The organism is Vibrio sp. 1078-1 (assembly GCF_033340475.1).
The window spans coordinates 69,280-86,951 of the sequence record NZ_JAWOWM010000006.1 but is presented as its reverse complement, the minus strand read 5'-3'; the positions used below and the strand labels follow the sequence as shown (position 1 = coordinate 86,951).

The 17,672-nt window shown below is 45.2% G+C and carries 15 protein-coding genes; 1 reads left to right on the top strand and 14 read right to left on the bottom strand.

Annotated features, from left to right (window positions below; genetic code table 11):
- Positions 1 to 38: 38 nt before the first annotated feature.
- From recR to R7190_RS13785, 7 genes are all read right to left on the bottom strand, one after another.
- A complete protein-coding gene (gene recR / locus R7190_RS13815; RefSeq protein WP_005380619.1) occupies positions 39 to 638 on the bottom strand; it encodes a recombination mediator RecR in 600 nt (199 codons plus the stop codon).
- Between the two features lie 30 nt (positions 639 to 668).
- On the bottom strand, positions 669 to 998 hold the full coding sequence (locus R7190_RS13810) for a YbaB/EbfC family nucleoid-associated protein (RefSeq protein WP_005380618.1): 330 nt from the start codon (positions 996 to 998) through the stop codon (positions 669 to 671).
- 82 nt (positions 999 to 1,080) lie between these two features.
- A complete protein-coding gene (gene dnaX, locus R7190_RS13805) occupies positions 1,081 to 3,186 on the bottom strand; it encodes a DNA polymerase III subunit gamma/tau (RefSeq protein ID WP_186584753.1) in 2,106 nt (701 codons plus the stop codon).
- Positions 3,187 to 3,194: 8 nt separating this feature from the next.
- Positions 3,195 to 3,740 (bottom strand): adenine phosphoribosyltransferase, encoded by a 546-nt coding sequence (apt, locus tag R7190_RS13800; protein ID WP_005384957.1) that lies wholly within the window; start codon positions 3,738 to 3,740, stop codon positions 3,195 to 3,197.
- A gap of 162 nt (positions 3,741 to 3,902) precedes the next feature.
- Entirely contained in the window at positions 3,903 to 4,289 is a 387-nt protein-coding gene (locus R7190_RS13795; RefSeq protein ID WP_373921219.1) for a YbaN family protein, read from the bottom strand.
- A 33-nt stretch (positions 4,290 to 4,322) separates the two neighbouring features.
- Positions 4,323 to 4,454, bottom strand: a complete 132-nt coding sequence (locus R7190_RS13790; protein ID WP_005380608.1) for a hypothetical protein — start codon at positions 4,452 to 4,454, stop codon at positions 4,323 to 4,325.
- Between the two features lie 226 nt (positions 4,455 to 4,680).
- Entirely contained in the window at positions 4,681 to 5,787 is a 1,107-nt protein-coding gene (locus tag R7190_RS13785; protein ID WP_005380606.1) for a response regulator, read from the bottom strand.
- 289 nt (positions 5,788 to 6,076) lie between these two features.
- Here R7190_RS13785 and R7190_RS13780 point away from each other — a divergent pair, with 289 nt between their 5' ends.
- A complete protein-coding gene (locus R7190_RS13780; RefSeq protein ID WP_005384959.1) occupies positions 6,077 to 6,952 on the top strand; it encodes a LysR family transcriptional regulator in 876 nt (291 codons plus the stop codon).
- A 67-nt stretch (positions 6,953 to 7,019) separates the two neighbouring features.
- On the opposite strand, the gene purF is transcribed toward R7190_RS13780, so the two are convergent.
- The 7 genes from purF to R7190_RS13745 all read right to left on the bottom strand — a co-directional run bounded on the left by purF (position 7,020) and on the right by R7190_RS13745 (position 17,541).
- Complete coding sequence (gene purF / locus R7190_RS13775) at positions 7,020 to 8,534, bottom strand: amidophosphoribosyltransferase (protein WP_005380592.1); 1,515 nt, start codon at positions 8,532 to 8,534, stop codon at positions 7,020 to 7,022.
- A 36-nt stretch (positions 8,535 to 8,570) separates the two neighbouring features.
- Positions 8,571 to 9,062: a CvpA family protein gene (locus R7190_RS13770; RefSeq protein ID WP_005380590.1), complete on the bottom strand. Its 492-nt coding sequence runs from the start codon at positions 9,060 to 9,062 to the stop codon at positions 8,571 to 8,573.
- Between the two features lie 61 nt (positions 9,063 to 9,123).
- A complete protein-coding gene (locus R7190_RS13765) occupies positions 9,124 to 9,717 on the bottom strand; it encodes an SPOR domain-containing protein (protein WP_017820797.1) in 594 nt (197 codons plus the stop codon).
- 14 nt (positions 9,718 to 9,731) lie between these two features.
- Entirely contained in the window at positions 9,732 to 10,994 is a 1,263-nt protein-coding gene (folC, locus tag R7190_RS13760; protein WP_017820798.1) for a bifunctional tetrahydrofolate synthase/dihydrofolate synthase, read from the bottom strand.
- A 46-nt stretch (positions 10,995 to 11,040) separates the two neighbouring features.
- Entirely contained in the window at positions 11,041 to 11,967 is a 927-nt protein-coding gene (gene accD, locus R7190_RS13755; protein ID WP_005380583.1) for an acetyl-CoA carboxylase, carboxyltransferase subunit beta, read from the bottom strand.
- Between the two features lie 197 nt (positions 11,968 to 12,164).
- Entirely contained in the window at positions 12,165 to 12,959 is a 795-nt protein-coding gene (gene truA / locus R7190_RS13750) for a tRNA pseudouridine(38-40) synthase TruA (RefSeq protein WP_017820799.1), read from the bottom strand.
- Between the two features lie 142 nt (positions 12,960 to 13,101).
- A complete protein-coding gene (locus R7190_RS13745) occupies positions 13,102 to 17,541 on the bottom strand; it encodes a FimV/HubP family polar landmark protein (RefSeq protein WP_186584751.1) in 4,440 nt (1,479 codons plus the stop codon).
- Positions 17,542 to 17,672: the final 131 nt, after the last annotated feature.

Here is a 17,672-nt window from a genome sequence, read left to right as displayed (position 1 = left end):
CCAAGATCAAAAAAGCCGCTGAGTTCAGCGGCTTTTTATTAAATTCTGTGTCGACCTAATAGCGAATGTGACAACGTCGTGCCATCAACAAGCTCTAGCTCCCCACCGACAGGCACACCATGCGCGATGCGGCTGGCATCAACTTGGTGCTCTTTACATAGCTCTGCGATGTAATGGGCAGTGGCTTCACCTTCAACTGTTGGGTTTGTCGCCAAAATCACTTCGGTAATATCACCGCGACGTAAGCGGTAATCAAGGACATCTAATCCAATATCACTTGGACCAATACCATCTAATGGCGACAAATGCCCCATAAGAACAAAGTACCGACCAGAATATTGGCCTGTTGCTTCAACGGCTGCGATGTCTGCCGGGCTTTCTACCACACAAATTTGACCATTTTCTTGGCGTTTTGGGTTGGTACAAATGTGACAGACTTCTTCTTCGGTGAAGGTTCGACACTCAGTACAATGACCTATTTCTGTCATTGCCTGACTAAGCGCATCTGCAAGCTGCAAACCGCCTTTTCTATCGCGCTGTAACAAATGAAAGGCCATACGCTGCGCTGACTTGGGGCCAACCCCAGGTAGACAACGTAAGGCCTCCATCAATTGCTCCAGCATATGACTGGTACGCATTAAAAGTCCGCTTAATTAAATATCAGCAGATTAGAATGGCATTTTCATACCTGGTGGTAGTTGCATACCGCCAGTTACAGAAGCCATTTTCTCTTTTTGAGTTTCTTCAACACGACGGGCTGCATCGTTGAACGCCGCAGCGATCAGATCTTCAAGCATTTCTTTGTCGTCTTCCATCAAACTTTCATCGATGTCAACACGACGTACGCTGTGACTACCAGTGATAGTAACTTTAACTAGGCCAGCACCAGACTCGCCAGTTACTTCCATATTCGCGATTTCTTCTTGAAGCTTTTGCATGCGATCTTGCATTTGCTGGGCTTGCTTCATTAGGTTGCCCATACCGCCTTTACCAAACATGTTTATCTCTCTGGTTTAATGAGGTGTTGCATCAATTAATGGGGTTATACCTTTGGGTTTTCAACCCCATTCCATTCGATTATTAGATAGGGCGCACACTATCTTTATCAAGCTCTGCAGCAAAACGACGTTCAATAAATTGAACATTTGGATCGTTTTCTAAACTGTTCAGCGCTTGCTGTAATTTCTCTTGGTAGAGCCTATCTCTCAGTTCAAGTGGTGTTTCTCCACTCTCCCCTATTTCGATGCTCATGTGGCACTCTTCACCTAACACGGTATTAAGTGCTTTGAGCAATTCGGCTTGAGCTCTATCAGTATTCAAATGAGCTTGGCTGCTTCTCAATAGTAACGAAACGGTTGTTCCTTCCTTACTATAATGAGAGTTTAGCGCAAGTTGCTCTACCAGCTTAGGGATCTCCATTAAGCTGATTAGCTTCGCCCATTCATTATGTTCTAATGACTCATCGATGAGCTTTTGTGCCATTTCAGGCGTTTTCTCATGCTCAAGTGCCTGCTTGAGCTGCGTAGGTGTCAGTTTTGTATTTACTTTTGTCTCAACAGGCTTGCTTGGACGCCAGCGATACGCTTCTTCAACTTGTGGCTCCGTCGACTTCGGAGCTGAGTTTGGCGACACCTGCGCGGAATTGCCATGCAATTGCGCTACTCGGTCGATAACCGATTCTGGTTGTGCAGATGCCGCTTTAGGCTTTTTTGAGCCACCATTTTGAGGAGTGTTCTGTTGTAGGCCTTGACGCTGAGAACGTAATTGGTGACGTAAACCGCTTAGACCACCGCGCGCCGGTGTTGAAACGCTCTCTTGCACTTGTTGAGGTGGCGTTTCATGCTGCGGTGCAGGGTTTTCGCTCATCGGCGGCGCCATATCATACTGTGGCGGAACCGTCTCATATCCACTCGCGTGATATTCAGGTTGTGAATTGGATGAAGGTTGAGGCGCCACTTGTGGTGAGCTTTGTGCTGGACTCGGCTGCTGAGCTCGAGGAGATGCTACTGTCCGAGCTGGCGCAGCCTTTGGTTGACTGGTACTTTGAGCCGGAGATGACGCTGGCTCGCAGTTACTAGAAACAACATTTGCCCCACTGTTATTTGATGGACGGAACGCCAACATACGCAGCACAATCATTTCCAAACCGACTCGCCCATTTGGCGAGAGGGTCAAATCTTCACGACCTTTTAATGCAATTTGATAGTAAAGCTGAACGTCTTGCGGGCTTAGAGCTTTACTCAACAGCTCAATTTTCTCTGCATCTGGTTGTGCTCGGTCTAACGACGCGGGCAACGCTTGATACATCGCAATTCGGTGTAACTGTGTTGCGACTTGCTGCAACAAACCATCCCACTCAACACCATTTGCCGCTAATTGTTGGATTTTATCCATAGCTTGTTGAGGTTTCTTGCTGCTGATTGACTCTAGTAAGTGAATCGCTTGGTCGGTATCAATCGTCCCCAACATGTGGCTGACAATATCGGCTTGCACCGCACCGTTACCTAATGCAATTGCTTGATCAGTCAAGCTAAGAGCATCACGCATACTGCCATCTGCAGCATGTGAGATCATACCCAACGCTTTTGGCTCTGCTGAAACTTGCTCTTGACCTAGGATGTAATCAAGTTGCTGGTGAATATCATCAACGCTGATTGGTTTCAGATGAAACTGAAGACAACGCGACAATATAGTGACAGGCAGCTTTTGTGGATCAGTTGTTGCGAGTAAGAACTTCACATACTCTGGCGGCTCTTCCAGGGTTTTCAACAACGCATTGAAAGAGTGACGCGATAGCATGTGCACCTCATCGATGAGGTACACTTTAAAACGTCCACGAGCAGGTTTGTATTGAACGTTGTCTAACAGTTCACGAGTGTCTTCAACTTTAGTACGTGATGCTGCGTCGATTTCAAGAAGATCGACAAAGCGACCTTCATCAATTTCACGACAAGTATCACACTTACCACAAGGTGTCGCGGTAATGCCGGTTTCGCAGTTCAAGCCTTTGGCGAACAGCCTACCGATACTCGTTTTACCCACACCACGAGTCCCGCTGAACAGATAAGCATGGTGTAAACGGTTTTGCGCCAGTGCGTTTTCCAACGCCGTCAGGACATGTTTTTGTCCGACAACTTGGTCAAACTGATTAGGACGCCATTTTCGCGCTAAAGCTAAATAACTCATTGAATGTATTAATGTCCTTCAAAATCGCAGATGCTGTACACGTTTAGACCTAGTGCTTCTAAACGTTTATCGCCACCGATTTCTGGTAGGTTGATAACGAACGCAGCGTGCTCAACTTCACCACCCAGTTGGCGAATCAGCTTAGTCGTCGCTTCAATAGTACCGCCCGTTGCCAATAAATCGTCGACAACCAGTACTTTGTCGCCTTCAACGATGGCATCTGTATGGATTTCTAGTGTATCAACGCCGTATTCAAGCTCATAAGATTGAGCAACAGTAGGGCGTGGTAGCTTGCCTGGTTTACGCACTGGTACAAAACCAACACCTAGCTCAAGCGCTAAAGGCGCGCCAAATAGAAAGCCACGAGCTTCCGTACCCACAACCTTGGTAAAGCCCATATCTTTGTAACGTTCAACAAGTAAGTTGATCGTCGCTTGGTATGCGTTCGCGTCTTCAAGAAGGCTCGTCACATCACGAAATAGAATGCCTGGCTTTGGGTAGTCTTGGATGCTTTTGATGCTAGATTTGATCAGTGAAATTGTTTCTGTAGTCATAATACCGATTTACTTAGATTGGCTCATCGCCCTCTCTAATCGCAGTATCACGAGGGCAACGAACAATAGGTTTTCACCACTATGTGCTTATTTTCGTAAAAGTCACAGGCGCTGAAAATACAAACGCCCACTCGAAGAGCGGGCACACTATTCTCTACAATCTTAGTGATTTTCTTCTCGGTCAGCAACCAACTCAATCACAGGCAGACGCATAAACCAGCTGAGTAAAACGATTAGCATCACTAAAAGACCAATTTTTACCCAAACGAGGGGGATAACAACGATTGAAACCATGAAACTAAGCGCAATAAAAATCGCACCACGCTTTTTTACTTTTGAAGTAACAGCCCGATGCTTATGCCAATTGTCGAGAATGGGTCCAAACGTTTTGTGGTTATGTAACCATTGATGAAATGCGGGGCTACCACGCATAAAACATGCGCTAGCAAGCAAAATAAAAGGTGTGGTGGGTAAAAGTGGAAGGGCTATGCCGGCTATGCCGAGCACAATACAGAGTCCACCAACAGTATTGAAAAAGTAACGCTTAATACGAATGGTGAACTCCGGTACAAAATAGCTAGATTAAAAGCCTGCGTAACCATTCATTACACGAAGCCAGGTTAGCGTTGCAGGAAGTGTTGGGATCAAAAGAACTGCAATAAAACCTAAAAAGTAAAAAATATTATAAGGCTCTTTAAAATCTTTGTCTGCCATGATGTGTCTTCTCACTAGTTGACTTTGCTTTTCCCAAGGCACAGCGTTAAATTATCGTTGCACAAATGGGTCATTATTGTTTTAAGCGCTGACTATACATTAAACAGCCAAATCTAAACACCAGTAAAAAGTAAGGTTATTAAACTAAACGTATGTTGTTTTGGTGGTTCTAAAAAGATAATAAGCAGCGTCAGGACGCTGCTTATTGTTGGTTTGCAAGTCATAATTATACTAGTCGGGATTTCCGGGTAATACTTAAACTAAAACTTGAAGAACCTAAACACCCGATAGATAACTGTCCTGCAACACTAAGCGGTAAATCGCGGGTGATGAAGTTTTTCATACTTCCTCCCCCTAAACGGTTACCTGCTGCGATGTGTTGATTCGTATTTCCGTCAGACCAATGGCTATCTAAACCCGCAGGCAATATAGAGACCGAGGATGAAGCGAGGTCGGCGACACCAAACACAGCATTGACTGCACCCGCACACTCCGAACACTCAATTCCTTTTTCAATGATCCCTACCATGTCCTTGAGATCAGCACTGAAACTTTTCAAGTTACGGAGATAATCGTCAAACAATGCCCTAACGAGCAATGTCGTCGCAACTCCATCATTAGCTTGGGAAGCAGAATCAACGAGATAAAACGCAAATTGACCATTCATTAACCAACGATAATCGAAAACCAAGGGCATCACATCCGTCGATTGCAATAAACGGTACGAGCAGCGCCAATCTCCCTGAGCAGCATCCTTCTCTGGCAATAGAGCTTGCAGTAAATCTCTTGCCGCACTCGGATTCTGTTGCAAATATTCCAGATGCCAATACAGCTCTTGTTCATCTGGGATTTCACCACCATCATCAACCCTGAACCACTGACTTGAAAAGTCACGTTGTTCTGAGAAGTGGCTATCGGTATCTTCTAGCGTATTCTCTATCGCCTGAGATAGGTGCTCATAATTACCTATCGGTTTAGGAAGAAAATCTTTAATACCAAACCGCAACGCTTTCGCGACATCGGACATTTCATCCGTGCCTGATACCACGATAAGCGGCATATATGGGTATTCGAGACTAACTTCTTCGACGAACTCGATACCATCTAAGACCGGCATCGATAAATCACACAAGATAAGATCGGGTTGGCATTCCCTGAGTTGTTGAAGCGCTTCTAGGCCGTTTTCTGCTTCTACTACTTTAAAACCCTGACTTTCTAAATAGGCATTGGTTACTTTGCGAAATATTGGATCATCGTCCACCAACATTATTAGTTTTTGATTAATCACTTCCTGTGCCGAGACCATTGCCGTTTGACTGTGAGTCTTAAACATACCTTTATCCCTCACAAAGCTCAGTCAAAAAAACAGATTTATTATTAAGTCATTATTTTTGTTGTGTTTACTTCCAGCAAAACGTGTCACAGCAAGACCTGAGGCCGCTTCGCCTTGTTATAAAACTTAGCTCGGAAACTGCATTAATACAAATATTACGGCGTATAACAGTATTTACTCAAACAGGGTTGCTGTGTTCAAATGATGCAACATGTTGACTTAAAGCAAGCTTTGATCACAAAGTTAATTATAAATTAACCGTAATCGGTAATTTAATGTGTCTGGAAATATGAAATTAGATGACTTAAACCTGTTTCGACTGGTTGTCGAAAATGGGAGCTACACCGCAACTTCGCGAAAAACCATGATCCCGGTTGCGACCATCACCCGACGCATTCAAGCGCTAGAAGACTCTGTCAATCTTCGACTATTGAACCGTCATGCTCGCAAACTCTCGCTCACTGAAGCAGGGGAACGTTTTTACCATGAGTGCTCTCCTTTACTACAAAGGCTAACAACCGCAGCAGAGGAAATCACTGACGACTGCCGAGGAGCATCCGGCAAGATTAAGATATCCGCGCCTTACAACTTAACTAAACGAATGATGATGCCGATGTTCAACAGCTTTATGAAGCAGTACCCGGACATCAACATTGAGCTAACGACAGAGAATAATGCGGACAAGCTTGACCCTACTGAATGGGATGTAATTTTTCGAGTGGGACCGCAACGCGACTCTAGCCTCATCGCGCGTAAGATTGGCGAAGTGAAGGATATTCTCGTTGCAAGCCCTGACTATCTAACCTCGAATCCTGCGCCACACCATGCAGAAGAGCTATCTAACCATTCATTGCTAAAAGGGTACCCACTTATTAAGTGGACCTTGATTAATAGCAAAGGCGAGTCTGTGGTGAATGTTGATCGTGGTCGTTTTCAAGCAAACGCGCTCAATGTGGTGCGCAGCGCTTGTTCCGAAGGTTTAGGCATCACACTAATGCCAGATGTAATGATCAAAGAGTACATCGAGAGCGGCGATTTGGTACGCGTACTGCCAGATTGGAGTGCAAACCCGCGCGACATTTATATGCTTTACAACCACAAAGACCACCTGCCAGAGAAAGTTCGCCTCTTTATTGACTTTGTGATCGCTTATAACATTCACTAACTAGATAGCGAAAACAAAAAAACCAGAGCCGAAGCTCTGGTTTTTTTACGACTTAAGAAAGCGCATCCTATGCGCCTTCGTTATGAAGCTCTAGGTTTGCTAAATCCTGTTGGATTTCAAGTTGTGTTTTCGCATCATCATTACGAAGACCATCTAAGAAATCTAGGTATTGTTGGTCGATATCACCCGTTACGTATTCGCCGTTAAACACGGAAGTATCGAACTGAGTAATGTCTTGGTTTCCAAGACCTACAGCCTCTACCAAATCTTCTAGACGTTGATAAATAAGCGCATCGGCACCAATCTGCTTACAAATTGTATCGTTGTCACGGCCATGGGCAATAAGCTCTGTAGCACTTGGCATATCAATGCCGTATACGTTCGGGAAACGAACTTCAGGAGCCGCTGAGACCATGTACACTTTCTTGGCACCAGAATCACGAGCCATCTCAATAATCTGCTCTGACGTTGTACCTCGAACAATAGAGTCATCCACCAGCAACACATTCTTACCTTTGAATTCCGAACGAATAGCATTCAACTTGCGACGTACTGATTTCTTACGTTGTTGCTGGCCAGGCATGATAAACGTACGTCCAACATAACGGTTTTTCACGAAACCCTGGCGATAAGGGATATCGATCGCTTGAGCGATTTGCAGTGCAATGTCGCAAGACGTTTCAGGGATAGGAATGACAACATCGATATCAAGGTTTGCGTAATCTTCACGAATACGTTCGCCCAGCTTTTTACCCATTTCAACGCGAGCGCTGTATACCGAAATTTTATCGATGAACGAATCCGGACGAGCAAAGTACACGAACTCGAAAATACAAGGGTTAAGCTTAGGATTATCTGCACACTGCTTCGTGTAAAGCTCACCGTCAAACGTTGCGTAAATCGCTTCACCAGGTGCAACATCACGGACGAAATCAAAACCGACCGCATCCAATGCCACCGATTCAGACGCAACCATGTACTCTGCTCTGCCGTTAACTTCACGCTTACCTAAACACAGCGGGCGAATACCGTGTGGGTCACGAAATGCAATCATACCATGACCAATGATCATGGCGGTCACAGCATAAGCACCGCGAATTGTGCGATGAACATTGGTGACTGCGCGGAATACGTCTTCGGTCGTGACATTTCCTTTTACTGAGTCAATTTCGTGCGCCAGTACATTTAGTAATACTTCAGAGTCTGAAGTGGTATTGATATGACGGCGATCTTTTTCAAACAGCTTCTGACGAACTTCGTTAGCGTTGGTCAAGTTACCGTTGTGGGCAAGTGTAATACCGAAAGGAGAGTTTACGTAGAAAGGTTGAGCTTCTGAAGCACTTGAACTGCCTGCTGTAGGGTAACGAACATGACCAATTCCGACCTCGCCTTGCAGGCGCTGCATGTGTCTTGCTTCAAATACATCCTTGACTAAACCGTTCGCCTTACGCAGACGAAAACGATTGCTTTCTATGGTACAAATACCAGCGGCATCTTGGCCACGATGCTGTAACACCGTTAACGCGTCATAAATAGACTGGTTTACAGGCGTTGTGCCCACGATTCCAACAATACCACACATGTCCTAATCCTCGATTTGCGACAGTAGCTGGCACTACTAGATAGTGCCAGACAGAAAACTTGATGTTGCTTGTAAATGCTCGAAGAATGGGGCGATGATACGGCTGAACTCAGGGATCAACTGTGAATCTTTCCACCAATCCGAGCTTGGGAATGCAGTAAACGCATCCATAAAAAACAGCACCGCAGAAACAATTAAGACTCCGCGTAGACCACCAAATACAATCCCGAGAATTCGGTCCGTACCTGATAGCCCTGTTTTTTGTACCAGTTGACCAATGACGTAATTCACCACTGCACCAACTACCAAGGTTGCGACAAATAACGCCGCAATCGCCGCTCCGTTACGAAACATATCATCTTCGATGTTGGTGAAGTACACCGCCAATTTGGCATAGTAATTACTGGAGATAAAAAACGCTCCGAACCAAATCACCAAAGACAAAGCTTCTTTAGCAAAACCGCGAACTAAACTGATCAGAGCTGAAAATCCGATCACACCTAAAATGATAAAATCTATCCAATTCATCTTTTCTTCATCTTAAGTTGGCGCGCATTTTAACAGAAAAAATGCTGACGCAAACGTTTTCTTATGGATTTAATGGCTTAAATTTAAGCAATTGACCTTTTGAACCTGTAATTTTTTGTAATTCTTGAACTTGTCGTTCAAGTTTACTTTTTGACACATCAGGGCCAACAATCACTCTCGTAAACTCGTTTTCTTTCTTTGTGTGAGCTTGATAACCACGCTTTTGCAAATCCGCGACAAGCGCGACAGCATTTTCGTGATTCTTAAGTGCCATCAACTGAATGATCCAAGCTGAATCTTCATATTGATTTTTCTCTTGAACAGGACGAGTGACGACCTCAACTTGCTCTGGTTGTTTGATGACCTCAGGTTTAGATGTTGGCGCTGGCTCGGGCTCAGAAACGGCTACTTGAGCATCCTCACGTTCTTGCACTACAGCTTCAACCGGAGAATCCGGTAACGTAATGTCGTCTTCCACTGGCTCTAATATTTCGAAGTTTTCCACATCACTATCAAGTTCTGGTTTGATAGGAATACTGGCAAATTCTTCTTTGTAGTGCAGTTTCTTACCATCTAGCACATCGGGAAGAACAATGACTCCGACTGCGACTAGAATGATGGTGCCGACTAAACGACTTTGGAATTTACTTGCCATCAAAATACCTTTACTTATTTATTATTTGATTGCCAATGTTCCAATACCTCTCCGACGGTATGGAATGAGCCAACCACCAGAATAACGTCTCCTGTCTTTGCGTGGCTTCTCGCACTCTCGAAGGCGTCAACAGGGTTTTCAAAATGAACTTGCCCATCAGGTAAGTATTGGCACAATTCATCAGCGGTCGCCGCTCTCGGTCCAGTAAGCGACGCTGGATACCATTGTGTTGCAACTGGAGTTAGAGCTTCAATGGTTGCTTTAATGTCCTTGTCATGCAGCATTGCAACCACAATATGGATATTCTTACCCAGATATTGTTGCTTCACTCTCTCTACCAAATACTCAGCAGAGTGCGGGTTATGAGCGACATCAAGGACTATTTCAGGTTCGTGATGCAGTACCTGCATACGCCCCGCCAAACGAGCATTATTCAAGCCATTGACAATATTTATGTCAGTGATTTGCAATTCCGAAGCCCCTAGTGCCATCAGTGCAGTGGCTGCATTTTGTAATGGTAGCGATGGGATTGGTAAATCCTCTAACTCAAATGCCCCACTGCTCCATTTCCAACCATTATCAGTTAGTTGGTAATCGTACTGAATACCTACTTGGAAGAACTCAGAACCAATATCGTCAGCATGAGCCGCCACGGTCGCTGGTGGCGTCGGTTGACCACAAATTGCTGGCTTCCCTGAACGGTAAATGCCCGCTTTTTCAAAACCAATAACATTGATGTCATCACCAAGCCAATCCACATGATCGATCGCTAAGCTCGTAATAACAGAAACATCATGGTCAACAACGTTAGTGGCGTCTAGACGGCCGCCAAGTCCTACTTCAAGTAAGACAACGTCAACTTTCTCTACTTGGAAAATACGTAGCGCAGCAAGCGTACCGAATTCAAAGAGGCTAAGGCTAACATCACCACGCTGCTTTTCTACATAATCGAATGCTTCACAGTGCTTGGCATCTACAACGTCAACGCCATTAATGCGTACACGCTCGTTGTAACGAATCAGGTGCGGAGAACTATAAACACCGACTGAATAGCCAGCATCAAGTAAAATGGCTTCCATTAACGCACACGTTGAGCCTTTGCCATTGGTTCCGGCAACGGTGATTACGGTTGGAGCTGGTTTGGTAAGATTGGCTTTGTTTGCTACCGCTTGGACACGGTCTAAGCCTAGATCAATTGCTGAGGAATGAATATTTGCTAAATAATCAAGCCACATCTCTAATGAAGATGTGGCTTGAGGAATTGGGTTTTGGGTCATCTAACTTTAACCATTAAATTCTTTGGTTTTTATGTTAGTTGATACTTTACCCTTTTTCGTCCGCTTCTGGTACAGAATATGGCTCTTCATTTGGAGATTCGTTAACCGAAACCACCAAAGGAGACTTGTGGTTAGTCATCTTAGCGATAAGACCACCCACACGCTGACGCATTTCACGACGGTCAACGATCATATCAATAGCACCGTGATCAAGTAGGAACTCACTACGCTGGAAACCTTCAGGAAGATCTTCACGTACAGTTTGCTCGATTACACGACGACCAGCAAAGCCAATGAGGGCCTTAGGTTCACCGATGTTGATATCACCTAACATAGCCAAACTTGCTGATACACCACCCATTGTAGGGTCAGTTAGAACAGAAATAAACGGCAGACCTTTTTCTGATAAACGCTCAAGCGCAGCACTGGTTTTTGCCATTTGCATAAGAGACATTAAAGCCTCTTGCATACGAGCACCACCACTTGCTGAGAAACAAACAAGCGCACAGTTATTTTCAATGGCTGCATCCACTGCTTTCACAAAGCGAGCACCAACGACTGAACCCATTGAACCACCCATAAAGGAGAATTCAAACGCACACGCCACAAGCGGCAGACCAAGCAATTCACCCTGCATCACAACTAGCGCATCTTTCTCACCGCTATTTTTTTGTGCAGCAGAGATACGCTCTTTGTATCGCTTAGAATCTTTAAATTTCAGTTTATCCTGTGGCTCAAGTTCGGAACCTAATTCAACTCGATTACCTTCATCTAAAAATGTTTCCAAACGACGACGCGCTTTCATACGCATGTGATGGTTACACTTTGGACAAACTTCTAAGTTACGCTCTAGTTCAGCATGGTATAAAACCTGTTCACAAGAGGTACATTTAGTCCACACACCTTCTGGGATAGAAGCTTTGCGTGAACTTACTAGATTGCTTTTCTCTAAAATCTTTTCAAGCCAACTCATGGAAGACCTTTTCTCTCAACTCTTCCGCTTCATTGCGAAAGATATAAATTCGACATAATACCGACGGATTAAACCATATCTTGCAGCTACTGTAGATAAAAAACTGGTTGTACCTATTTTTGATATCGTAAATAGCGTATGTTTTCCGTTCACATTCAATATAAACACTACCGATATTTTGAAATAAGTTTGTAAAATTAGTTCAAATTATCTGGTAAAAACAGTGGACCGATCGGCACTTCAGGTAACCCAAACTCTTCTGGGTAGTCTACATCTACCAGGTACAGACCTTCCGCTTTCGCTGTCGCACCCGCTACTTTGCGATCTTTGGCGTCTAATAACCACTTGATCCATTCAGGACTCTCTTCGCCACGTCCAACTTTTATCAAGCTACCCGTGATATTACGAACCATATGATGCACGAACGCATTGGCTTTAATATCAATAACCACATAGTTTCCATGGCGCGTAACGTTCAGATGCATCAAGTTTCGAAATGGACTGCGAGACTGACAATGCGCCGCGCGAAACGACGTAAAATCATTTTCGCCGAGTAGGAACTGCCCTGCTTCATGCATTTTTTTCTCGTCGAGCTCACCATGATAGTGACTAACCCCCGAGTTTAAGATGCCTGGACGTAAAGCATGATTGAAAATAATGTAACGATAACGGCGCGCTGTCGCTGAGAATCTTGCATGGAAATCATCTGAAACTTCTTGAGCCCAACGAACCGCTATATCGCTCGGCATGTTCGCGTTTGCGCCCATGGTCCAAGCTACCATTTTTCGAGTAACGTTGGTATCAAAGTGCACAACTTGTCCCGTGCCATGCACGCCTGCGTCTGTCCGACCAGCACACTGAACTTCAACTGGGTGATTAGCGACGACGGACAATGCTTTCTCTAGCTCTTCTTGGACACTTTTCACTTCTCTTTGGCGCTGCCAACCAAAGTAGTTTGTACCGTTGTACTCGATACCTAATGCGATTCTCATCTTAACCTTCGAACTCTAAAATGGGGCGGGAAGTATATACTCAAGTCACCTCAAGTTGCCAGTTTCACCAAGGGTGACATAAAGGTAGCATCCTACTAACGGGACACAAAAAGGGTAGCAAACGCTACCCTTTTGTTTCGGTTTATCGGCCATTAATGGCGTCAATCAGGCTTTTTGCTTCGCGGCGAATATCATCCTCACCGTAAACAATCGCCTCTTCTAGTAGTTTAATCGCCCCTTGAGAATCGTTCATCTCGAGATAGATTTTAGCCAAATCCAGTTTCCCAGCCGCTTCAGCATTGCTATCTACGTCAATATCGCCGATCTCACCGATAACATCTGGAAACTCGTTCAATCCGACATCGAGCTTAAGGTCTTCTTCTTCGAACTCACCACCTTCTCTGTCGACCTGAGCCATCAATTCATCAATCGTCATAAATTGATTTTTCTTCGGGTCGAAGTCATCCAAGTCGCTTTGCTCTGCCCAGTTTTCTTGCGCGATCTCTGGCTGACTTAGTGCATCACTCGAATTCCAAACATCACGCTGGTCCTCAGGCACTTCTTCAGTAGAACTTACGTTATCAGCAGCGGGTTTAAAGCCATCCCAATCATCTCCAACATCAAGCATGGTTTCAAAATCCATACCTGCACTTGCGATGGTGTCACTGTCTAGTTTACCTTCAAATACTTCTGAGTTTGCGTCTTCCGCAAGAAGGTTAGCCATTGATGATTCATCATCCAAATTACTGAGCGGCTCACCCTCTGTCGCTGTTGGCTGCACTTCTGGGTCAGTATCAAAGCCGTTTTGCTGCGCAAATACTTCAAACAAAGCATCATGATCGTTATCGGCTTGAATAGCTGGTCTCGATGTCTCTGCTTCAACCTTAGGGCTCCCTGAAGCACCCTCGTTCATTGACGCGAGAACATCTTCCTCATTGAACTCTGGAAGATCTTGGTCGTCAAAACTTAACTCTTCATCCTCACCGGAGATTGGTTCTATATCTGCAGTCTCAGAGCTCGGTAATTCTGGCTCTTCTTCCATCGACGCCAAGGCATCTTCTTCGCTGAACTCTGGCAAATCGAGCTCATCAAAATTGAACTCTTCTTCGGACTCAGTTGGCAAGTCGGCTTCAACTTGTTCTAGTTCAATGGACTCGGACGTTTCTAACTCCGGCTCATCCACCATAGACGCCAATGCGTCTTCTTCACTAAACTCAGGAAGATCCAGCTCATCAAAATTGAATTCATCTTCTGATTCAGCTGGTAAGTCTGCTTCAACCTGTTCTGGCTCAACGGACTCGGACGTTTCTAACTCCGGCTCATCCGCCATAGACGCCAATGCGTCTTCTTCACTAAACTCAGGAAGATCTAGCTCATCAAAATTGAATTCATCTTCTGATTCAGTTGGCAAGTCGGCTTCAACTTGTTCTGGTTCAACGGACTCGGACGTTTCTAACGCAGGTTCGCCAGCCATAGACGCCAGTGCATCTTCTTCACTGAACTCTGGCAAATCGAGCTCATCAAAATTGAACTCTTCTTCGGACTCAGTTGGCAAGTCGGCTTCAACTTGTTCTGGCTCAACGGACTCGGACGTTTCTAACGTAGGTTCGCCAGCCATAGACGCCAGTGCATCTTCTTCACTGAACTCTGGCAAATCGAGCTCATCAAAATTGAATTCATCTTCTGATTCAGCTGGCAAGTCTGCTTCAACCTGTTCTGGCTCAACGGACTCGGGCGTTTCTAACGCAGGTTCGCCAGCCATGGACGCCAATGCGTCTTCTTCACTAAACTCAGGAAGATCCAGCTCGTCAAAATTGAACTCTTCTTCGGACTCAGCTGGCAAGTCGGCTTCAATTTGTTCTGGTTCAACGGACTCGGACGTTTCTAACGCAGGTTCGCCAGCCATAGATGCTAGAGCATCTTCTTCGCTGAATTCTGGAAGATCTAGCTCATCAAAATTGAATTCTTCTTCTGAATCGTTGGTCGACTCAGTTTCCGGCTCCAATTCAGGCTCATCCAGTAGCCAATCTTCTTCTTGTGGAACACCGAATTCATTTTCTATTGTATTTGGTGTCGGCGTGAAGGCTGGAATGTCTTCCTCTTGCCCAACGTGAGGCTGTACCTCAGCATCGGACTCCACGGATGGTTCTTGTGTTGAATCAGTATCGGTAGCCTCTTGTTGTAGTGATGAAGCTTCCTCTATCTCCGTTTGTGTTTTTTCAACTTGCTGCGGTAAATCGTCTTCACTATCAAATAGAGCGTCAAGTTCAGCAGAAAAATCCGCTTTTTCTTGTTCTGTTGGCAGAAGTTCTTCACTGTCTGACTCAAATAGGTCGTCTAGCTCGCTCATTAAAGGATCATTCTCTGGTGAGAGGTCCTCTAAATCACCAAGAAATTCATCGCTGCTAAATGGCTCTGAGGCAGCCTCTGGCTCGGTTAATGGTTGATCTTCTACAGCTTGTTGCGTGTCTGGCTGGCTTTCACTTAATAAAGCGTCGATGTCCAACCCAGACTCAATGTCCTGATCTTCATGAGTTTGTTCTGACCCAACTACGGGAGATGGCTTTTCGTCGGCGTCTGGCTCACCAAAACCAAGTGATTTCAGTAACTCTTCCTCTTCCGATTTATTCTGCTCTGGGCTCTCGTCCTCTCGAATCAGATCATCAAACGGATCTAAATCAGCTTCAGTCTCTTCATCAAGTTCAGAGGTAACATCATCAATGAGTTCGTCCAGTAAGTCTGTGCTATCTGCGTCTAACTCTTCGATCGAGTCATCACCTTCAAAACCAGAGATTGCTTCTAGCTCGTTTAGTGGATCAAACTCGTCTGTGTCATCTTCATCAAAATCAATGAGTTCATCGAGTAGCTCTGTACTGTTTTCATCTAGAACAGGACCTTCATTGGCGTCAGCTTCTCGAACTTCCGATTCACTAGCCGGTTGTTCATACTGGGCCAATAGCTTATCGATATCGTCGTCAGATGCCTCTCCTACACTAAAGTCATCATCCGAAACGGGCTGTTTTAACTCAGGCTCATCAGTATCTAAATCGAAGTCATCGTTGCCAAGTTCAGCAAACAAGTCATCAAGCATATCCTGGTCGACAGTGTCACTTGGTAACTCTTCTGACGGCTCATCGGCTGCAAGTAACTCGGCAAATGCGTCGTCTGAAAGCGAGTCTGATTTCTCATTCGCATCATCCGAAAGATCGAAGCCAGACTCATCGTCATCGAGCACTTCTAGTTCTGGAGCAACCTCATCTAAGGCTCGCTCCATTTCTTCTAAACCAAGCGCCTTTTCTTCGCCGTTGACTTGGATACCATTGTTCGATGACTCAAACTCATCCAGACCAACATCTAGGTCACCGTCATCGCCAATATCTGCAAATGGGTCATCGTCCCCTTCCAGATTGAAATCAAGTTCTTCATCGTCGAGGTTAGCAAAGACGTCTTCTTCTAAATCTGACTTCTCTTCTTGTAAAGACTGTGCGTTGATATCTTCATCTGCAAACAATTCATCATCAAGCGTGAGCTCTTCATCCAGCTCATCCGCCGCCGCTAAACCGATTGGCGCCGCAAGAGGATCAACGTTTTGCTGTTCCTGCGCAGCCGCTTCTTCCTCTTTCGCTTTAGAGCGTCGGCCAAGAAGCATAACAACTAGCAACGCAATCAAAGCACCAGGAATTAATGCCGCAAGACCAACGAGCCAACCATTAGACAAAATTTTGTCCATGGTGCTTGGTTGCATGCGCTGTTGTTCAGCAAGGCGTTGGCGCTCTTCAGCAAGCAGCTTCTCGACTTCTGAGCGAATGCGTTCTTCGTCATTCAACTCGCTTTTCAAAGTTTCGACTTCGCTTTGCACTTCTGACAGCATCAATCGAAGACGATGGTTCTTCTCTTCTAATGACTCTAATTCACTTTGTGAGCCTTGAAGTTTGTCCTTTAGCGCACTGACCTGCTTTTCACCCTGCGGAGAGGTGGTTACTGGTGGCGCAGGGATGACGGGTATTGTTTTCGGAGTTGGTTTTGGCTCCGTTGCTGCCACTGTCTCTGGCTTAGTCGCAGACTTGGGTTCTACTTTAATTTGTGGCTTTGGTTGCTCGGTGACTCGTTGTGCTGGCGTCGCTCTATTTGTCGGCTTCGGCTGTTTTAACTTAGCTTCATGCGCCTTCATAATCGCAACAGCTTGCGCTGTGGTCGCGCTTTGCACTTGCTCTAAAGAAGGTACTCGTAGCCGACTCCCTGGGATCAATTCATGAATGTTTTGGTTCTCAAACGCTTGAGGGTTAATTCGGTAAATGGCAAGAAGCGTTTGTTGAACGGTAACACCGCGTGAAGGTCGTAATTCTGAAGCGATCGACCATAGTGTTTGATTTTCACCAGTCGGACCAAAGAAACGTGACGGTTGAGTATTCGCAGGAGGAGCAGGTAATGCTCGCTCAATATCTTCAGCATAGCTCGGAGATGATTGCACTTCACCAGACGGTCCAACAAGACGAATTCCTTCGGCTTGAACCACTGATGATGTCTGAGTCGCGCTCATCAACACAAGGGCTGCTAACAAACGCTTATAATTTTGACGCATAGAAGGCTCAGTTTTGTGCTAAATACAATTTGAAATGGTGATCGGTTAAATATATCGGATATCGCATGCAAAACTATAGCGTTGAGAATAAAAAATGTGTGGCTCTCGCCATATTCGTACTAATCTCACAC

Excerpts from the sequence above, each read along its gene's own strand:
- recR (WP_005380619.1), bottom strand. The coding sequence starts at position 638 with ATGCGTACCAGTCATATGCTGGAGCAATTGATGGAGGCCTTACGTTGT.
- R7190_RS13810 (WP_005380618.1), bottom strand. The coding sequence starts at position 998 with ATGTTTGGTAAAGGCGGTATGGGCAACCTAATGAAGCAAGCCCAGCAA.
- dnaX (WP_186584753.1), bottom strand. The coding sequence starts at position 3,186 with ATGAGTTATTTAGCTTTAGCGCGAAAATGGCGTCCTAATCAGTTTGAC.
- apt (WP_005384957.1), bottom strand. The coding sequence starts at position 3,740 with ATGACTACAGAAACAATTTCACTGATCAAATCTAGCATCAAAAGCATC.
- R7190_RS13790 (WP_005380608.1), bottom strand. The coding sequence starts at position 4,454 with ATGGCAGACAAAGATTTTAAAGAGCCTTATAATATTTTTTACTTTTTA.
- R7190_RS13785 (WP_005380606.1), bottom strand. The coding sequence starts at position 5,787 with ATGTTTAAGACTCACAGTCAAACGGCAATGGTCTCGGCACAGGAAGTG.
- R7190_RS13780 (WP_005384959.1), top strand. The coding sequence starts at position 6,077 with ATGAAATTAGATGACTTAAACCTGTTTCGACTGGTTGTCGAAAATGGG.
- purF (WP_005380592.1), bottom strand. The coding sequence starts at position 8,534 with ATGTGTGGTATTGTTGGAATCGTGGGCACAACGCCTGTAAACCAGTCT.
- R7190_RS13770 (WP_005380590.1), bottom strand. The coding sequence starts at position 9,062 with ATGAATTGGATAGATTTTATCATTTTAGGTGTGATCGGATTTTCAGCT.
- R7190_RS13765 (WP_017820797.1), bottom strand. The coding sequence starts at position 9,717 with ATGGCAAGTAAATTCCAAAGTCGTTTAGTCGGCACCATCATTCTAGTC.
- folC (WP_017820798.1), bottom strand. The coding sequence starts at position 10,994 with ATGACCCAAAACCCAATTCCTCAAGCCACATCTTCATTAGAGATGTGG.
- accD (WP_005380583.1), bottom strand. The coding sequence starts at position 11,967 with ATGAGTTGGCTTGAAAAGATTTTAGAGAAAAGCAATCTAGTAAGTTCA.
- truA (WP_017820799.1), bottom strand. The coding sequence starts at position 12,959 with ATGAGAATCGCATTAGGTATCGAGTACAACGGTACAAACTACTTTGGT.
- R7190_RS13745 (WP_186584751.1), bottom strand. The coding sequence starts at position 17,541 with ATGCGTCAAAATTATAAGCGTTTGTTAGCAGCCCTTGTGTTGATGAGC.